Here is a 14445-nt window from a genome sequence, read left to right on the forward strand (position 1 = left end):
GTTCCTTAATTTCCAAAACCTTTTCCAAAGGCCTCTTCTTTGATGAACCGCTCGGTGATCAGCAGCAGGATAATTCCCGGCACCGTCACCACCAGCGTGATACCGGCTGCAGAGGCATCGAGCGTGCCGCCAGAGATTTTTGAGAACAACAGTGTGGGCAGCGTGACGATCTTGCCCTGGCCCAGAAAGAAGGTCAGCAGAAAGATATTGGTCGACACTAAAAAGGTGAAAAGCGCGCCGGCAACCACACCAGGCAGCAACATCGGCAATGTCACCTGCCACATCACCTGCCATCGGTTTGCACCCAGGATCATTGCCTGTTCTTCAAAATCCCGACCAAGTCCCTGATATACAGCCGTAAGCATCCGGATCATATAGGGGATGGTCGGTATCAGGTGGACAATAATGATGCCTGTATAGGTCCCAGCCAAGCCAATGTGGATAAAAATCATCAGCAACGCGATGCCTATCGCCGCCTCTGGGACGATCAGGGGCATCGACAAAAAGAACTCAAACGCAGGTTTTCCTGGAAAAGTCTCCCGTGACAGAACCCGTGCAGCTGGCAGGCAAATCGCAAGGCAAATGACAGTGACGACCGTACCGATAAACATGGTATTCAGCGTCGCTTCCCAGACGCGGCTATATGGTGAAATCACGTAATCCCAGGCCAGCGGCATGAGCGTATTTTCGCGCTGTTCTAACCACCAGGTTCCCGGCAACATGTCTGGCCAAGCCCAGCGAAAAGCAAAACTTTGGATGACCAGCGGAATGAACGGACCAAGGATAAAGCCTGCAATAAGCAGCAAGTATATTTTCTGAAACGTCGACAGACGGGAATTGAGTGCGGTTTTGAACGAGCCTCGCGCCATGTCAGCTTCTCCCGATGCGACGTTCGTAGCGCCTATAAAGCGCCAGATAGCTATAAAGAATACCGCCTGCGATCAGCGCGATCGACACCACGGTGGCCATCCCCTGCAATTGCAGGGAATAGTCAGCATCATTGAAGTAACGCCATGCGATCACCGGTAATGTGTCAGGATAGCCGCCACCCAGAATGAACGGGGCCTCAAACGCACCGATGTTGAAGGCAAAAATAATCAACGTTGAGGATATGATGCCTGGCAGAATCTGAGGTAACGTGACCTGGAAAAATATCTGCCATTTGTTCGCTCCAAGGATCGCGGCGGCCTCTTCCGTCTCGCGGCCGACGCCAAGCAAAACAGCATAGAGAGTCAGGGTCACGAACGGTGTCTGTTTCCAGACATAGACTGTGATAATGCCCCAGCCATAGTGGGTCTTCAGGATCTGAGGGAACTCAGACGGATCTCCGATCAGGCCCACAAATGCCATCAAACGCGACAGCATCCCGCCGTTTCCCAGCATGATCACGGCAAGCGCAATGCCTACCGTGTAGGGGATCATCAGGGGCAACTTGTAGAGATATTTATACAGTGTTTTGCCAGGAAACAGCCGCACCATTGCAAGCGCCAGAATGATGCCCATCACCAGCGCAATTCCCGTTGAAACAATGGCGTAATACAGTGTCAGACCCAGCGATCGCCAGAACGACCACGCGCCCCAAAGGGCTGCGAAATAACTGAAGTCCGGAAATGTATTGACACCAAACCACGGCGCAAACCCCAGCGACTGCGCCACTGCCAGAACCAGTGCTCCGCCGAACAAAACCACCAAAACCACCAGGACCGGCACGAGTTGAGCCCACATCCAGATGCGTTCCCGACGGTGACGGGCCAATTCCTTGGTCTTGGGCGCTGTCATATTTTGTCCTCTGATAGACAGTCAAAAAATCTGGCCCCGGTCACAGCCGGGATCAGAAGTATTTTACGTCGGCCAGTGACCTATTTCAGGTTCTCAACCGCACGCGCCACAATGGTCGCGATGTCGTCGCTGCTGTCGCGTTCAATGTACTCCAGCCACGTGGCCTCGATCACATTGACCAAGGTTGCATTGGTGTCAGGGGCCGTGTTGGCATCAAGTTCGGCCTGGGTGATCCCGACCAATCCGGGCGAGGCATCGACAAGCGCTTGAACTTGCGCATCATCCAACCGCCACGGGTCAACACCAGGAGGCATACCGGTGAATTTCAACTTGGACACCTGCGCCTCGACCGAAGTCATATAGTTTGCCATGATCAAAGCTGCCGCCGGATTTGGCGCATTGGCCGGAATCGCCAGAAAGTTCTTGTTCTTGATCATGTTCCCTTCCGGAAACACAAAGGCTTCGGCGCCTTCGGGGTAAGTCCCGAGATTCAGTCCAGTCGCCACAGCGTACAAGCCGAACTTACAGGCAAAATCGACCTCTCCGTTCAGGAACATGCCGTCCAGTGCAGCGTTATCTTCTGGATAGCGTGCATTGCCACCCTGCGCACCCAACAACAACGGCTCCAATGCATTCAGGTATTCCATCCCCGGAGTGATAAGGCGCGCAAGTTCTTCGGCGCCTACGTCTTCGATGGACGACTGAAAGGGAACAGCACCATTTCCATCAGGATTATGGGCATAAATGACAGACTGTACAAAGGTGTTGCCGATGTAATGTGGCGGCTTCACATAGGTGAACTTACCGGGGTTCACTTCCAGATAACTGCGCAGGTCTGCAAAGGTACTGGGTGCGGCAGCCTTATCAACGCGGGCCGTGTTGATCGAACACACATATTGCTCACCAGACCACGGCACTTCGGCGGCACCCGTTTCCACACCAAAGTCGCGCAAGTTCAACAGCGAACGTGGGTCTTCATCACTCCATTCGATATTCGCACTATTCGGCATACTGTCGGCAAAGGCGCCAAACAAAGCATCCCGGCGCTTAAGTGTGGCAAAGTTTTCGCCATTTAGCCAAATCGCATCAACGCTACCTTCACCCGGGCCTTTTCCAGCGCCTTTTTCTGCCAGAACAAGATCGACCGCATCCTTGGTTCCGGTGATCCGGACAGGATTCAGTGTGACCCCCAGTTTGGCCAGGTCAGTGACCACCACTTGATCCATCCAGATATTGATTGGATCACTGCCACCCCAATAGTAAAGGTTCACACTTCCTTCTTCTTGTGCCCGCGCTTGCACGTCCTCCCAGGTTGTACTGCCGCTCAGGAAACTATCACGAAAGCTCGTGGCTGCCGCGTTTTCCGCCACTGCAACCGTGGCCATCAAACTGGCCACTGAAGTCAGCCCTATCAAAATCCGTTTCATCTTCGCCCTCCCTTGAGAATATGATTGATTTGATCAGTCGTGTTGTATGACCCAGATGCGATCCGGGGGGATGGTCAACCAGACGTCCTGTCCGACGTCGACCATTCGACGTGCCTGTTCGTTCACGATGATCGTGTCACCACAGCAATCGACACTGTAATTTACGGTCGCGCCAAAAAATTCGCGGCCTGTAATGGTCCCGGAGATGATGTTGCCCTGCGCGTCGGCCCGATCGACCCACAGATCAATCGCTTCGCTACGCAACAGAATGGACCCTGCCCCCGCTTTTACTGGCGTGACATTGCAATCCAATTGCAGCGTCCCAAACTGCGCTGTTGCAAGTCCAGTATTTGAAATCTGGGCCGGGAAAATATTGCTGGCCCCCATAAAGTCTGCAATCTCGACACTGCTGGGTCGTTGATACAACGCATCGGGCTTGTCATATTGGGCAAGCTTACCATCAAAGATAACGGCAACACGATCTGCAAGCTCCATCGCTTCGACTTGGTCATGGGTGACAAATATCGTTGTAATCCCCAGCCGCTGCTGCAGATCGCGAATGAACCGCCGCATCTCTCCTCGCAGCTTGGTATCAAGATTCGCTAGCGGCTCATCCATCATCAGAACGGACGGCTTTGTAATCAAAGTACGAGCAATTGCGACACGCTGCATCTGACCACCGGACAATTGCGCAGGAAAACGATGCCGGAACTGCTGCAGCTGAACGACATCAAGGATTTCCTCTAGACGTTCCTGCATTTCGAGCTTGGGTGTATTACGCACCTTCAGCCCAAACATTACGTTCTTTTCAACGGTCATATGCGGAAACAACGCATAGCGTTGAAACACCATTCCAACGTTGCGTTTCTGTACAGAAACTTCCGAGACATCCTCGTCGTCAAACAGAATTTGACCTGCCGACGGCACCTCTAGTCCTGCGAGCATCCGCAATGTCGTGGTCTTGCCGCACCCAGAAGGGCCAAGTAAAGCAACCAATTCGCCCGACCCAATTTCTAGATCGATGTGGGAGATAGCCGTAAAAGCGCCAAAATCCTTTCGAACGCCTTTTAGCTGAACTTTTGTCACCGAGACCTCCTTCCATCGAAATAGTAGTGTTCAATTTGTTAATACAAATATGAATGAGAATCCCGGGTTGTCAACTGAAAAAGCCACGCCAACTTCAGATCGCTGGCAGCCCGGCGTGCGCTGGAACGACATCCAGAGAAGTCATCGCACACCAACGGCCAAATTCTTCAAACGTGCTGCGAAATGCCCCGGGAACAAGAACAAAATGGTGCTCCAGGCCCTGCTCCATAACGGTGGTCACAATGTCGGCCGCACTGCAGGGACCCGCAGTGGTTTCAAACTTTCCAACCCAGCCCCGGCAGCCAACAAATCCAATGGCCGGACCGGGTGAGATCTGACCCTCGACGGAGAACTGAGCAGTACCATGCCGCGATATACGCAACACTGTCACCGGCCCATTGGCAAATTCATAATCTGCGATAGCCCCATATATCGGACCAGTCTCGGTGCCGCGTCCGATCATCGGATGGTTGATCCAGTGCACCGCGTCCTTGGTCATATAAAGCGGTCCACCGCCACCGTGCCACATCAGAATTTGATCGCGCTGTAGATCCGGCGAGGTCATATCCAAAAGGCATCCGACCCGGCCGCTTAGCGCCTTGACCACCAACTGCGTCACAGCGCCCAGAACATCACCTTCTGAGGCAACAGGCAGATTGTCGCGCTCTTCCAGCCAACTAAAAGCAGCGCCAGGATGCATTCCCGGATTCTCTTGCAGGGCCGGCCAATCAGACACTGCCAAAGCGTCATAATCGCCTTGATGTGCAATCTGACGCAACGCTAAAACTGCCCTGACCGTTAGATCCATTTGGGCATCCGAAACACCGCGCACTTTTGCTGTTGCGGTCATATCCCGCAACTCAGTCGCGACATCGTCTTTGTCTTGGACAGCCATCAGATTGATCATGGTATGCATGTCGATATGATCGACAGTCACACCCAATTTTCGGATCAAAGTATCTGACGACACTTCCATGTTGTAGAACGTTGGCGCAAGGCCTCCAACAACACCAATGCGCGCATCCTTCAGTGCTTTGCGGGCGCGCAGGGCACTGAACGTCTGCTCCAACCGTGCAACCAGCTGTTGATCCGTCGGTGCGCCAAGATACCATTGCACCGGATTGGCCTGCAAATCACGCACACCACGTGCAATGGACATCGACATGTTCAGAGATACAAAATTATTCAACTGAATATCGTCTGTCAGGGTTGGCTCAGGTGTCGCCCAAATACCGAGGGGCAAGGCTGCCGTTGCGATCTCCCTCACAACATCTCCCATGGTGAAACCACCATGTAGCACCAATACAAAATCGGCCCCAGCAGCCGTCAAGGATGAGACCGCAGCGCGTGCCTCGGTCGCGTCCATCGGGATGCCATCTGCCTGGATGACTGTATAGCCTTCACGCTCGGCTATTGCGTCTAGCATCGCGCTCGCGGCGTCGAACACGCCATGCTCCTGCGGAAAATAGCTGGGAAGGGAGGCGTTGATTACACCAATGGTCAAAGACATTTTGACGCTCCTGCTTTTAGGTTCCAGTCTGCTGGGCTGAGCCACCAGACAAATCAAAATTAATCGGGCCCTGGCGATAGACCTGATCCACAAAAACAGGCTTATTGTGGGGATCAAAAGCGGTACAAGCCTGAGACAGAATTGGGGAGTCGGCAGCGATACCCAAATGATCAGCGACTTCGGACCCCGCGATGACGGAATCAAGCGTTTCGCAGGCCGTCGTCCATTCTAGGCCAAACCTCTGCCTTAGGATCCTTAGGATCGACTGACCTTGTCCTGTTTCGGGGAAATCACCTTCGGTCAGGCCCGGCAACAGCCGAAGTGGGATCCACGTTTGGGTCAACATCTTTGGCGCGCCATCGACAGTGCGCAACCGTTCAACCAATACCAGCGGTTCATCAAACAGATTTGCCACCGCCGTTGGCAGCTCTGTAGCCGGGTTTTCCACTCGCAAAAGCCTGGCACCAGGCATACGCCCTTCGATCAACACTTGGTCCGTAAACGACGCCATGCAAGTTGACGATGGTGGCGACAGCGTAGCCACAATATAGCCACTGCCTTGTCTGGCTGTCAGGTATCCTGCCCGAACCAGCATTTCCAAGGCTTTACGGATTGTGACGCGACTGACATCAAATGTCTTGGACAACTCGCCCTCGGTCGGCAAACGGGTGCCGATTGAATAATGTCCGATCTGCAATCTGTTTAGCAGTTCATCATGGACGATCCGGTATTTCGGAAGCTCTGTGTCTGTCATGGCACCTGTCTCTTGGATAAGTTGAATTGATTGTATCAAATCAGAACTTTCTATCCAAGTCAGGCACTTTTGCTCCACCAATAAGGCGCAACCAATACGCATGTGATCCGTAAAGATTGGAACCTGCCGTCTTTTTGCATGGCTGAAACAGTGTCACGCAATCGCATCCTTCAAGTGAGACAGCCTATCGCGCCCCACTGTCTCCATCCATTTGGCCATCGCCGCTGGCCCACTGGCGCCAAAAATGTCAATTGCATCGCTCCAAATTGCGCGACCACACATAAAGCCCAAGGACCGCACACCTGCCTGCCGTGAAAAAGCCAGCGCATCGCGGAATTGGTCAAAAGTTACACCCGCGCTCAAGTACAATAGCGGGACATCTCCCGCCGCTTCGGCAGCAGTAACAAATGCAGCTTCGGCTTCGATGCGCGACATTTGCGATCCACCATGTCCCTCAACAAAATTAAAATTCACTGGGATTTCGACTTTGAGGATATCCACACCAAATTTGGGATCGGCAAAGGTTTTTGTTGCGGCGCGTACCAGCTCAGGCTTGGCCCGCGCAAATTCCGCCGAAGTGCCGTCAGGCAAGGCACGGTCGTAGACGATAGGCTCAAACAAAAAAGTCAGCCCATTTGCCTTACATTCACGACTGACGTCCTGAACCAAGTCGAATTTCTTTTGGTTCAGTGCGGCAGGATCATTTGGACCAAAATATAAGAAAAACTTCAATATCTCAGCATTGAGTTTTGGAAAGTCGGAAACACGTAAGTTCTCGGGCAATGCGGTGATCCGGTCCTCGTCCGAGATCCGATAAACATCCGCCTCGTAGGCCAACATTTTTGTGCAACTTACACTATAGGACTCCAAAAGATCTGGGCCATAGTTCGAATCCACCAGCAAAGTTGTTGCATTGGGGCTCAACGTTTCGACGACTATACGTTTGAAATTCAACAGATCGTCGTCACGGAATGCAGAACCTCGCGCCTGTTTTATCGCGGCCTCAAGCCCACTGCCCTGATCAACTGCAACCCCATATACGAGACTATCCAAAATGGACGATACCTGGGTCATGATGTCTGCTCCATTTTGGTGTAATTTATTTGGGGAAAAGCTGGCGTATCAGAGGGTGCGCACCAGTAGTTCAACATGTCGTCCGTTGGCTCCATCAGCGAGATAGAGAACCCACCCATTTCCTGTGTCGTGACGTAGCTTCCGATCATTGGCGAAATTGCACGAATGCCGTGGCGAGCCAGTTTAGTCTCAGTTTCTGCCCAGATGGTCAGTAACTCCATCATGGTAGTGCCGCCCATACCATTGATGATTACGCAGGCCCGCCCACCTTTGGGAATGGGGCGATCTACAAGCAGCTTATCAACCATCAGATCAACCAGTTCGTTCACCGGCCCAACTTTCACCCGGCCGACACCGGGCTCACCATGCACCCCCATGCCGAGGAAAATTTCGTCTTCCGGCAGGCTGAACATCGGCAGACCAGTTAGCGGCGACACCCCTGGCGACACTGCCGCAGCCAGGGTGACAATCCGATCCCGCACCGCCTCGCCCAACTCAAAGAGCTCGACTTGCGATTTGCCCTCTTCAGCGGCAGCGCCAAGGATTTTGTAGATAAACATAGTGCCCGGTGCCCCACGACGGTCTTTCTTACGCGTCGGTGGAGCTGCCGAGATATCGTCATACATTGGCAGAGCCAGCACATTAATGCCCTCGTCCTGCGCCATCATCGTTGCCGCGCGCCCGTTGATCATATCGCCTGAGTGTTGCGAGATCAGCAGGATCGACCCCGCCGCGCCGGACACTGCGGTTATACCATCCAGGATCAGATCAGCCGAGGGCGCCGCAAAGACGTCACCGACAACATTTGTATCCAACATGCCCTGCCCCACAAACCCCATCGCAATCGGCTCGTGGCCAGAACCATTGCCAATCAGCAGCGTTACTTTTTCATCAGGATTTTTGACGTTCCTCTGGCGAATGATCACTCGCGGATCTGTCTCTGCCCGCGTCACCTGCGGATAGGCGCTGACAAAACCGTCAAGCATATCATCCACCATCGTCTCGGCCGAATTGAATAGTTTTTTCATGCCGGTCAGTCCAGTTCACCTAGGGTTTCAAGGAAAATGACGACTGAAACGGCACCAGGGTCGATATGCCCTTTACCGCCCTGCTCGACATATTGGGCCCGCCCCCGCCGCGCGACCAATGGCTGGGTGCTGTCGCGACCAGCCCGTGCTGCAGAAATCGCAGCGGCCAGATCACCACTTTTCATTGCAGTGACTGCTGGCGCCAAGGCATCGATCATACTTTTGTCGCCAACCTTGACCTCGCCCAGGTCACAAATTCGATCGCAGGCGGTGGCAAGACCGGAGGTCAGGTCAGCAGCGCTGTCCAGATAAGTTTCGATCGCGATCAAAATCAGACCGAACAGAGTGCCTGATGCTCCGCCAGAAGCGCGCATGAATGCCTTGGCGCGCTTACCCTCATCAGCGGCGACGGCCTTGGCCAACCCACGCACCATTGTAGAGCCGTGATCCCCATCTCCTACTGCAGCATCAAGCGCGTTCAGATGCGCCAGATTGTTAGTGAATTTGCGGTGCAGTGCAGTGAAAAACCGGTCAGCAGACATCGCCAAATACCTTTTGTAGATACGCCAGTGTCTGGCTCGCGGCATGGGTCGGATCGGGTTCGATATTACGCCAGATGTTCAGGTCTGCGCTGGCAGGGTTACTCGCAGTTACGAACATTTCCGCGACGACCCACCCCGCATAGCCGATCTGTTTCAGCGCTGCGGCGTCGGATGCAAAGTCATAGCGACCACTGCCCGGCACCCCTCTATCATTTTCCGAAACGTGATAGTGGCAAAGCTCTTGTCCCGTGGCTCTGATCGACGCAGCAGGGTCTTTTTCCTCGATATTCATGTGAAAACTGTCGAGTAAGACCCCGATATGGTCCGACCCAGTGGCCTGTGCAATTGCGCATGTTTCGGCAGCGGTAGAGGTCAGATCGCTTTCAAATCTGTTTAGCGCCTCAATACCAAGCGTGACTCCCTGGTCAGACAGCACTTCATCCAGCATCGCCAATGTCCGGGCCGATTGATCAGCCCGTGCACCTTTGTTGGCCGGATCAAACAGACCCCACGGTGCGGCGACCACACCTGCCAAACTTTTCGATCCCAGCAGTGCCGTCACTTCGATGGCCTCAGTCAGCACGGCCACCGCCGTCTTGCGCACATCATGATCGGTCGAGGTCGGATCAGCGTCTGGCCCCAATCCCGTGGAGCAGGTCAACTCTAGACCGCAGTTCTCTGCCGCATCGCGAATTTCCCTTGCGCGGTTTCTCCCGATGCCAAGGAGCGAAACCTCGACGCCGTCAAAGCCAATGTCGGCCACAGTCGCAAAGATCGGGGCCACATCATCTTGCCATGTCTTCATCCAGAGCCCAGCGTGTATGCCAAACTTCATGAGATCAGCTGCCTGTACCGCATGTTCATCCAATCTATATTTGTAGGTATATATTAGTATTAACAAATATGTGACGTCAAGCGCCTTGCTCCGCTAATTCACAAGCCCGCAATGCGCGGCGATTGATTTTACCCGAAGATGTCATCTCAAAATCCGCAACATACTCAATCTCTCGCGGGGCCTTGTAAGCTGCCAGACGGGTACGAACATGCATCTTTAGCTCAGCCGTCAACTCGGCATCTCCAATCGTGCCCGCGCTTAGTCGCACAAAGGCTTTGATAATGTTGCCACGATCAGGGTCCGGTTTGCCAATCACGCCAGTTTCAGCAACCGCCGGATGGGCCAGAAGGCAGTCCTCGATCTCGGCTGGACCGATGCGAAAACCCGATGACTTGATCAAATCATCCAGACGCCCCTTGTACCAAAAATAGCCATCTTCATCGCGAACCGCCAAATCATGTGTCCGCATGAAATCGCCCAGTGCCAGTTCGGTTTCTTTTTCGGGGTTGTCCAAATACCCGAGATAGCGTGTCGGTGCCGTATTCAAAGTGACAATTTCGCCTGGCTCGCCAGGTTCAACCTCTTGCCCGCCTGCGTCCACCAGCCGGACATCATGACCCGGATAGGCCCTGCCCATAGAGCCAGGTTTGCGCGGGAATAGTGCGCTACAATTACCGATCAGATGGTTAACTTCAGTCATGCCGTAGAACTCATTGCAAATGACACCCAGCTTATCTTCTGCCCAGCCAAGTGTTTCCGCGGCCAGGGCCTCGCCCCCGGTGCAGATCACCCGTAGCGCCAGGTCAAACACCTCACGCGGTTCGCGGGTTTCGGCCAAGCGCTTAATGGCCGTCGGCGCCAGAAATGTGTGAGTGATTTTGTGTCGCGCCATGAAGCGATACGCCCAGGCAGCATTGAACCGAGCCTCTGACGTCACCACCGGACGACCGGCCATCCAAGCGGGGAAAAGCATATCCAGCAATCCGCCGACCCAGGCCCAGTCGGACGGAGACCAGTAAACAGCATCGGCGTCCTTCAATGCTAGATCAAAGAACAGGTTTATCGACGGCCGGTAGGACGCCAGAACACGGTGGCCATGCAAAATTCCCTTGGGCATCCCTGTCGAGCCAGATGTATACATCAAAAGCGCCGGATCATCCGCGCTGGTATAGTCGGCCACGAAATCAGTCGGCGGGGCTGAGGCCAATATGGCTGTCAAATCCGGCCCGGTGCCACAGCTGTCTACCACCAGAACATCCTCAAGATGTGGCAACATAAATTCTGCTTCGCCACGCAGCGAAGACCACGCGCCTTCGGTGCTCAGAAGGCAACGGGCCTTGCAGTGGTTTAGAGCATGAGCCAAAGCGTCGGGACCATAAAGCTGTGACAAAGTCACCGCCGTCGCACCCAACTTACAGATGGCCATATGTGCAATTGCCGTTTCTGGGCGCATCCCTGTGTGCAGCCCGATGTAATCACCGCGGCCATATCCCCGCCCGCGCAAGTTCGCTGCCAGCGCGGTCGCCTGCGTATCAACTTCGCCGAATGTCCAGCGCTGCAGGCTACCGTCTTCGGTCTCAAACACAATGGCTGGCAAATCCGCCTGACCAGCCTTTATTTGCGCTCCAACAGTCAGATGGTAGATATTGGTGTCTTGCGGAATTGCGATCCTAAATTGGTCTTGTTGTCGCTCCAGCCCAATATTTGCCAACGCATCGTCGCTCCAAAATTCAAACATGTGCGTCCTCCTTGAGTATTTTATCTAATGTCAGCCACAAGCCGGGCCGATCCGCAGGCGGCATTGACAACTGCCCAGTCGAGACCTGCGATGATGGGTTGATCAGCGCCACAGTGCTTAGCGTGTCAGCGCCGGTGAAACGGACTAAGGCGTAGCTGGAATTCCTTCCGTCCACTCGCTGCACCACAGTGGCCTTGCCCGACAGGTTTACCCAGCCCACCGACTCTGACCCACAAATTCGGCACAGAACCCGCGCCGGATAGGCGACGTCACCACAGGAGCTGCACTCACTGGCCAGGGCATCACCACGATGAAGCGCCGCGAAGTAGTGCATCAGGTCGCCTTCAGGAAGTGTGTATTTAAGGCGCATGTGATGGTTCATGGGGATTCCAATATGCTGACACAGTTCAGTGTCGCGATACCGCCATGGGTGTCGACCAAGGCCAATTTCGGTGTACGCGCAGGCCGCTGTCCAACATAGCGGCCCTCAAGTTGGAAAGCGGCGGTCATAATCTGTGCGACCCCGGTGGCGCCGACTGGGGCCCCCTGCCCCAACAGACCACCTGACAAATTGACCGGCAAAGTGCCGGCAGCGTCAAACACGCCCTCCCGATCGGCCTGCAGAACATTCGGAGCCAATTTCAATGCCTCAATAGCTTGCAATTGTGCCCCGGAGTAACTGTCATAAACCTCGGCCAAATCAATGTCAGAGGGTGTTACATCTGCCATCTTATAGGCGCGGTCTGCAGCATGTCGTTTGCCAGCAAAAAAGCCAGGATCGGTCCGTTCGCCCAGCCTTACGGTGTCGGTCGCCCCAGCCGTTGCGCGGAACCGTGTGCGTCTACGCGAAAGTTGCGGCAGATCTGCCTTGCAGGACAGAATAATCGCGGCGGCACCATCACTAAGCGGTGAGCAATCAAGCCTATGATACGGTGGCGCGACAACTGGCGACGCAATAACATCACCCAGAGAAATATCTAACGGCAAATGGGCGTTTGGATTGTGCCGAGCATGGGCCCGGTTTCGTACGGCAACCCGGGCGAAATCTTCGTGCCTCGCACCCGTTCGCTCCATGAAAGCCAGGGCCGACAACGCATATAGAGACGTTGAATCGATCCCTGTCATGCCATCTGTCCACGCGTCAAATGACAAAGCATAAAGCGCGCCCACATCCAATCCGGCAAGATGCGAGGCCGATGGCTCCAACCCTATAACCATAACGCGACGCGCCAACCCGCTGGCAACATCCGCAACGCCTGCCTGCACTGCAACATGACCAGAGGCCCCGCCACCCTCGACCCGCTTTGCGGCAACTCCGGCTAAGCCGCACTCATCCGCCAAAAGCGCCGAGGGGTTTAATTGCAGTGTGAAAAAGTCACTCTCGGATGCGACAACCAGCCCATCTATATCACGGGCCTCTAGACCGGCATCCTGCAGGGCCCCGCTGACGACAACGCGGGCCCAATCCCGAAATGAGCTGCCGTCTTTGCGTCGGTTGAACGGTGTCATCGCTCCGCCTGCGATCCAAACATCATTGATCATGACACCTCTCATCAGGTTTGAATTTGACCAAAACTAAGATTAGGCAAAACCCTAGAAAATCCAGCACTAGTACGCTTCCCATTAACCCGGTGAAACCAGATGCCCTCCACATCACTCCGCCAAGGGCGGGACCCAGCGCCATCATCACCAAGCCAACGGTTGCAATACTGCCCAATCCACGTCCGAGGTGCGCTGTCGGAAGATATAGCCGGGCTAGTGTCGGGCGTAGAATTGTATGCACGCCATAACTGGCGCCCTGAATGCCCAGGGCCAAATATACGACGCCGGCACTTGGGCCAAAAACCACCAGAACTATTGGCGGTACACAAAATAGTATAAACAGCACCACTGCCCCAACCTGCAGATCAAAACGATGCCCCAGCGCCCGCCAGACCAATCTCCCGGCAATCTGAGCAGGCCCAAGTATCGCAACTGCCAGCAGGCCGATTGCCGCAGCGCCGCCCTCTTTCACCAGAACCACTGGCAGCAAGAAAAGTAATATCGCGTGCCCCAACATGATCAGCCCAAACGACAAAGCAATAAGAACAGGCGCCGTTTCGATCTTAAACGGTGGCCCATCACCGGACTTTAAGGCCTGCAGCTCGCGACGGTCCTGACTGGGCAAAAAACATACTGCGACACAGGCCAACACCGCAAAAACCAAAATGATTTCTCGCCACTCCATGTATTTGGAAAGTACCAGTACCAGTGGAAATGTCAGGAGCGTCGCGAAGCCGGCGATCAATGTGACTGTTGCTGTCGCACTTTCCCCATGCCCACCAAGGCGTCGCATCATGACTGCAAAACATGGGTCATACAGCGTTGCCGCCATGCACATCCCCAAAACCATCAACGCGCAGCTGAACACCCAGAGGTCGGACACTATGGACAGAACCGCCAATACAAACGCACCCAAAAGTCCGCCCGCGATCATCACTGCCCCGCCCCAACCGCGATCGATGCAAATGCCAACCACAGGCGCGCATAAGGCCCATACAAGAAAGGCCAGCGTGAAACTCACCGAGATATGCAGCACCGGCCAACCGGTCTCTGCCACAATCAGTGTGGAGATCGCAGGCAACAGATAATAGAACGCGCCCCACAAGAATAATTGAGCAACGGCATGCCTG

General features: G+C 54.4%; 14 protein-coding genes. All 14 read right to left on the bottom strand.

Annotated elements, in window-relative coordinates; translation table 11 throughout:
* Window positions 1-5: 5 nt before the first annotated feature.
* On the bottom strand, window positions 6-869 hold the full coding sequence (locus EBB79_RS22560) for an ABC transporter permease (protein ID WP_238705163.1): 864 nt from the start codon (window positions 867-869) through the stop codon (window positions 6-8).
* Window position 870: 1 nt separating this feature from the next.
* On the bottom strand, window positions 871-1779 hold the full coding sequence (locus EBB79_RS22565; RefSeq protein WP_127751297.1) for an ABC transporter permease: 909 nt from the start codon (window positions 1777-1779) through the stop codon (window positions 871-873).
* An 80-nt stretch (window positions 1780-1859) separates the two neighbouring features.
* Window positions 1860-3206, bottom strand: a complete 1347-nt coding sequence (locus EBB79_RS22570) for an ABC transporter substrate-binding protein (protein ID WP_127751298.1) — start codon at window positions 3204-3206, stop codon at window positions 1860-1862.
* Between the two features lie 33 nt (window positions 3207-3239).
* Entirely contained in the window at window positions 3240-4292 is a 1053-nt protein-coding gene (locus tag EBB79_RS22575; protein WP_127751299.1) for an ABC transporter ATP-binding protein, read from the bottom strand.
* A gap of 94 nt (window positions 4293-4386) precedes the next feature.
* Complete coding sequence (locus EBB79_RS22580; RefSeq protein WP_127751300.1) at window positions 4387-5802, bottom strand: L-fucose/L-arabinose isomerase family protein; 1416 nt, start codon at window positions 5800-5802, stop codon at window positions 4387-4389.
* A 16-nt stretch (window positions 5803-5818) separates the two neighbouring features.
* Entirely contained in the window at window positions 5819-6556 is a 738-nt protein-coding gene (locus tag EBB79_RS22585; protein WP_164860897.1) for a GntR family transcriptional regulator, read from the bottom strand.
* A gap of 153 nt (window positions 6557-6709) precedes the next feature.
* Entirely contained in the window at window positions 6710-7630 is a 921-nt protein-coding gene (locus EBB79_RS22590) for a tagatose 1,6-diphosphate aldolase (RefSeq protein ID WP_127751302.1), read from the bottom strand.
* On the bottom strand, window positions 7627-8658 hold the full coding sequence (locus EBB79_RS22595) for a dihydroxyacetone kinase subunit DhaK (protein ID WP_127751303.1): 1032 nt from the start codon (window positions 8656-8658) through the stop codon (window positions 7627-7629). The genes EBB79_RS22590 and EBB79_RS22595 overlap by 4 nt, the downstream gene beginning before the upstream one ends.
* A 5-nt stretch (window positions 8659-8663) precedes the next feature.
* The gene (locus tag EBB79_RS22600; protein ID WP_164860898.1) at window positions 8664-9200 is read right to left on the bottom strand and encodes a DAK2 domain-containing protein; all 537 of its coding nucleotides are present in this window, start codon (window positions 9198-9200) and stop codon (window positions 8664-8666) included.
* On the bottom strand, window positions 9190-10005 hold the full coding sequence (locus EBB79_RS22605; RefSeq protein WP_164860899.1) for a sugar phosphate isomerase/epimerase family protein: 816 nt from the start codon (window positions 10003-10005) through the stop codon (window positions 9190-9192). The genes EBB79_RS22600 and EBB79_RS22605 overlap by 11 nt, the downstream gene beginning before the upstream one ends.
* 106 nt (window positions 10006-10111) lie before the next feature.
* Window positions 10112-11773: an AMP-binding protein gene (locus EBB79_RS22610; protein ID WP_127751306.1), complete on the bottom strand. Its 1662-nt coding sequence runs from the start codon at window positions 11771-11773 to the stop codon at window positions 10112-10114.
* Complete coding sequence (locus tag EBB79_RS22615) at window positions 11766-12155, bottom strand: Zn-ribbon domain-containing OB-fold protein (protein ID WP_127751307.1); 390 nt, start codon at window positions 12153-12155, stop codon at window positions 11766-11768. The genes EBB79_RS22610 and EBB79_RS22615 overlap by 8 nt, the downstream gene beginning before the upstream one ends.
* Window positions 12152-13315: a thiolase family protein gene (locus EBB79_RS22620; RefSeq protein ID WP_164860900.1), complete on the bottom strand. Its 1164-nt coding sequence runs from the start codon at window positions 13313-13315 to the stop codon at window positions 12152-12154. Before EBB79_RS22620 ends, EBB79_RS22615 begins: the two co-directional genes overlap by 4 nt.
* Window positions 13305-14396: an MFS transporter gene (locus EBB79_RS22625; RefSeq protein WP_164860901.1), complete on the bottom strand. Its 1092-nt coding sequence runs from the start codon at window positions 14394-14396 to the stop codon at window positions 13305-13307. Before EBB79_RS22625 ends, EBB79_RS22620 begins: the two co-directional genes overlap by 11 nt.
* Window positions 14397-14445 lie beyond the last annotated feature (49 nt).

It is taken from the genome of Parasedimentitalea marina, from assembly GCF_004006175.1.
Classification (GTDB): domain Bacteria; phylum Pseudomonadota; class Alphaproteobacteria; order Rhodobacterales; family Rhodobacteraceae; genus Parasedimentitalea; species Parasedimentitalea marina.

Bases quoted from the DNA above. Each gene is read 5' to 3' on its own strand.
- EBB79_RS22620 (WP_164860900.1), bottom strand. From the start codon at position 13,315: ATGATCAATGATGTTTGGATCGCAGGCGGAGCGATGACACCGTTCAAC.
- EBB79_RS22585 (WP_164860897.1), bottom strand. From the start codon at position 6,556: ATGACAGACACAGAGCTTCCGAAATACCGGATCGTCCATGATGAACTG.
- EBB79_RS22595 (WP_127751303.1), bottom strand. From the start codon at position 8,658: ATGAAAAAACTATTCAATTCGGCCGAGACGATGGTGGATGATATGCTT.
- EBB79_RS22565 (WP_127751297.1), bottom strand. From the start codon at position 1,779: ATGACAGCGCCCAAGACCAAGGAATTGGCCCGTCACCGTCGGGAACGC.
- EBB79_RS22610 (WP_127751306.1), bottom strand. From the start codon at position 11,773: ATGTTTGAATTTTGGAGCGACGATGCGTTGGCAAATATTGGGCTGGAG.
- EBB79_RS22570 (WP_127751298.1), bottom strand. From the start codon at position 3,206: ATGAAACGGATTTTGATAGGGCTGACTTCAGTGGCCAGTTTGATGGCC.
- EBB79_RS22580 (WP_127751300.1), bottom strand. From the start codon at position 5,802: ATGTCTTTGACCATTGGTGTAATCAACGCCTCCCTTCCCAGCTATTTT.
- EBB79_RS22605 (WP_164860899.1), bottom strand. From the start codon at position 10,005: ATGAAGACATGGCAAGATGATGTGGCCCCGATCTTTGCGACTGTGGCC.
- EBB79_RS22615 (WP_127751307.1), bottom strand. From the start codon at position 12,155: ATGAACCATCACATGCGCCTTAAATACACACTTCCTGAAGGCGACCTG.
- EBB79_RS22560 (WP_238705163.1), bottom strand. From the start codon at position 869: ATGGCGCGAGGCTCGTTCAAAACCGCACTCAATTCCCGTCTGTCGACG.
- EBB79_RS22590 (WP_127751302.1), bottom strand. From the start codon at position 7,630: ATGACCCAGGTATCGTCCATTTTGGATAGTCTCGTATATGGGGTTGCA.
- EBB79_RS22600 (WP_164860898.1), bottom strand. From the start codon at position 9,200: ATGTCTGCTGACCGGTTTTTCACTGCACTGCACCGCAAATTCACTAAC.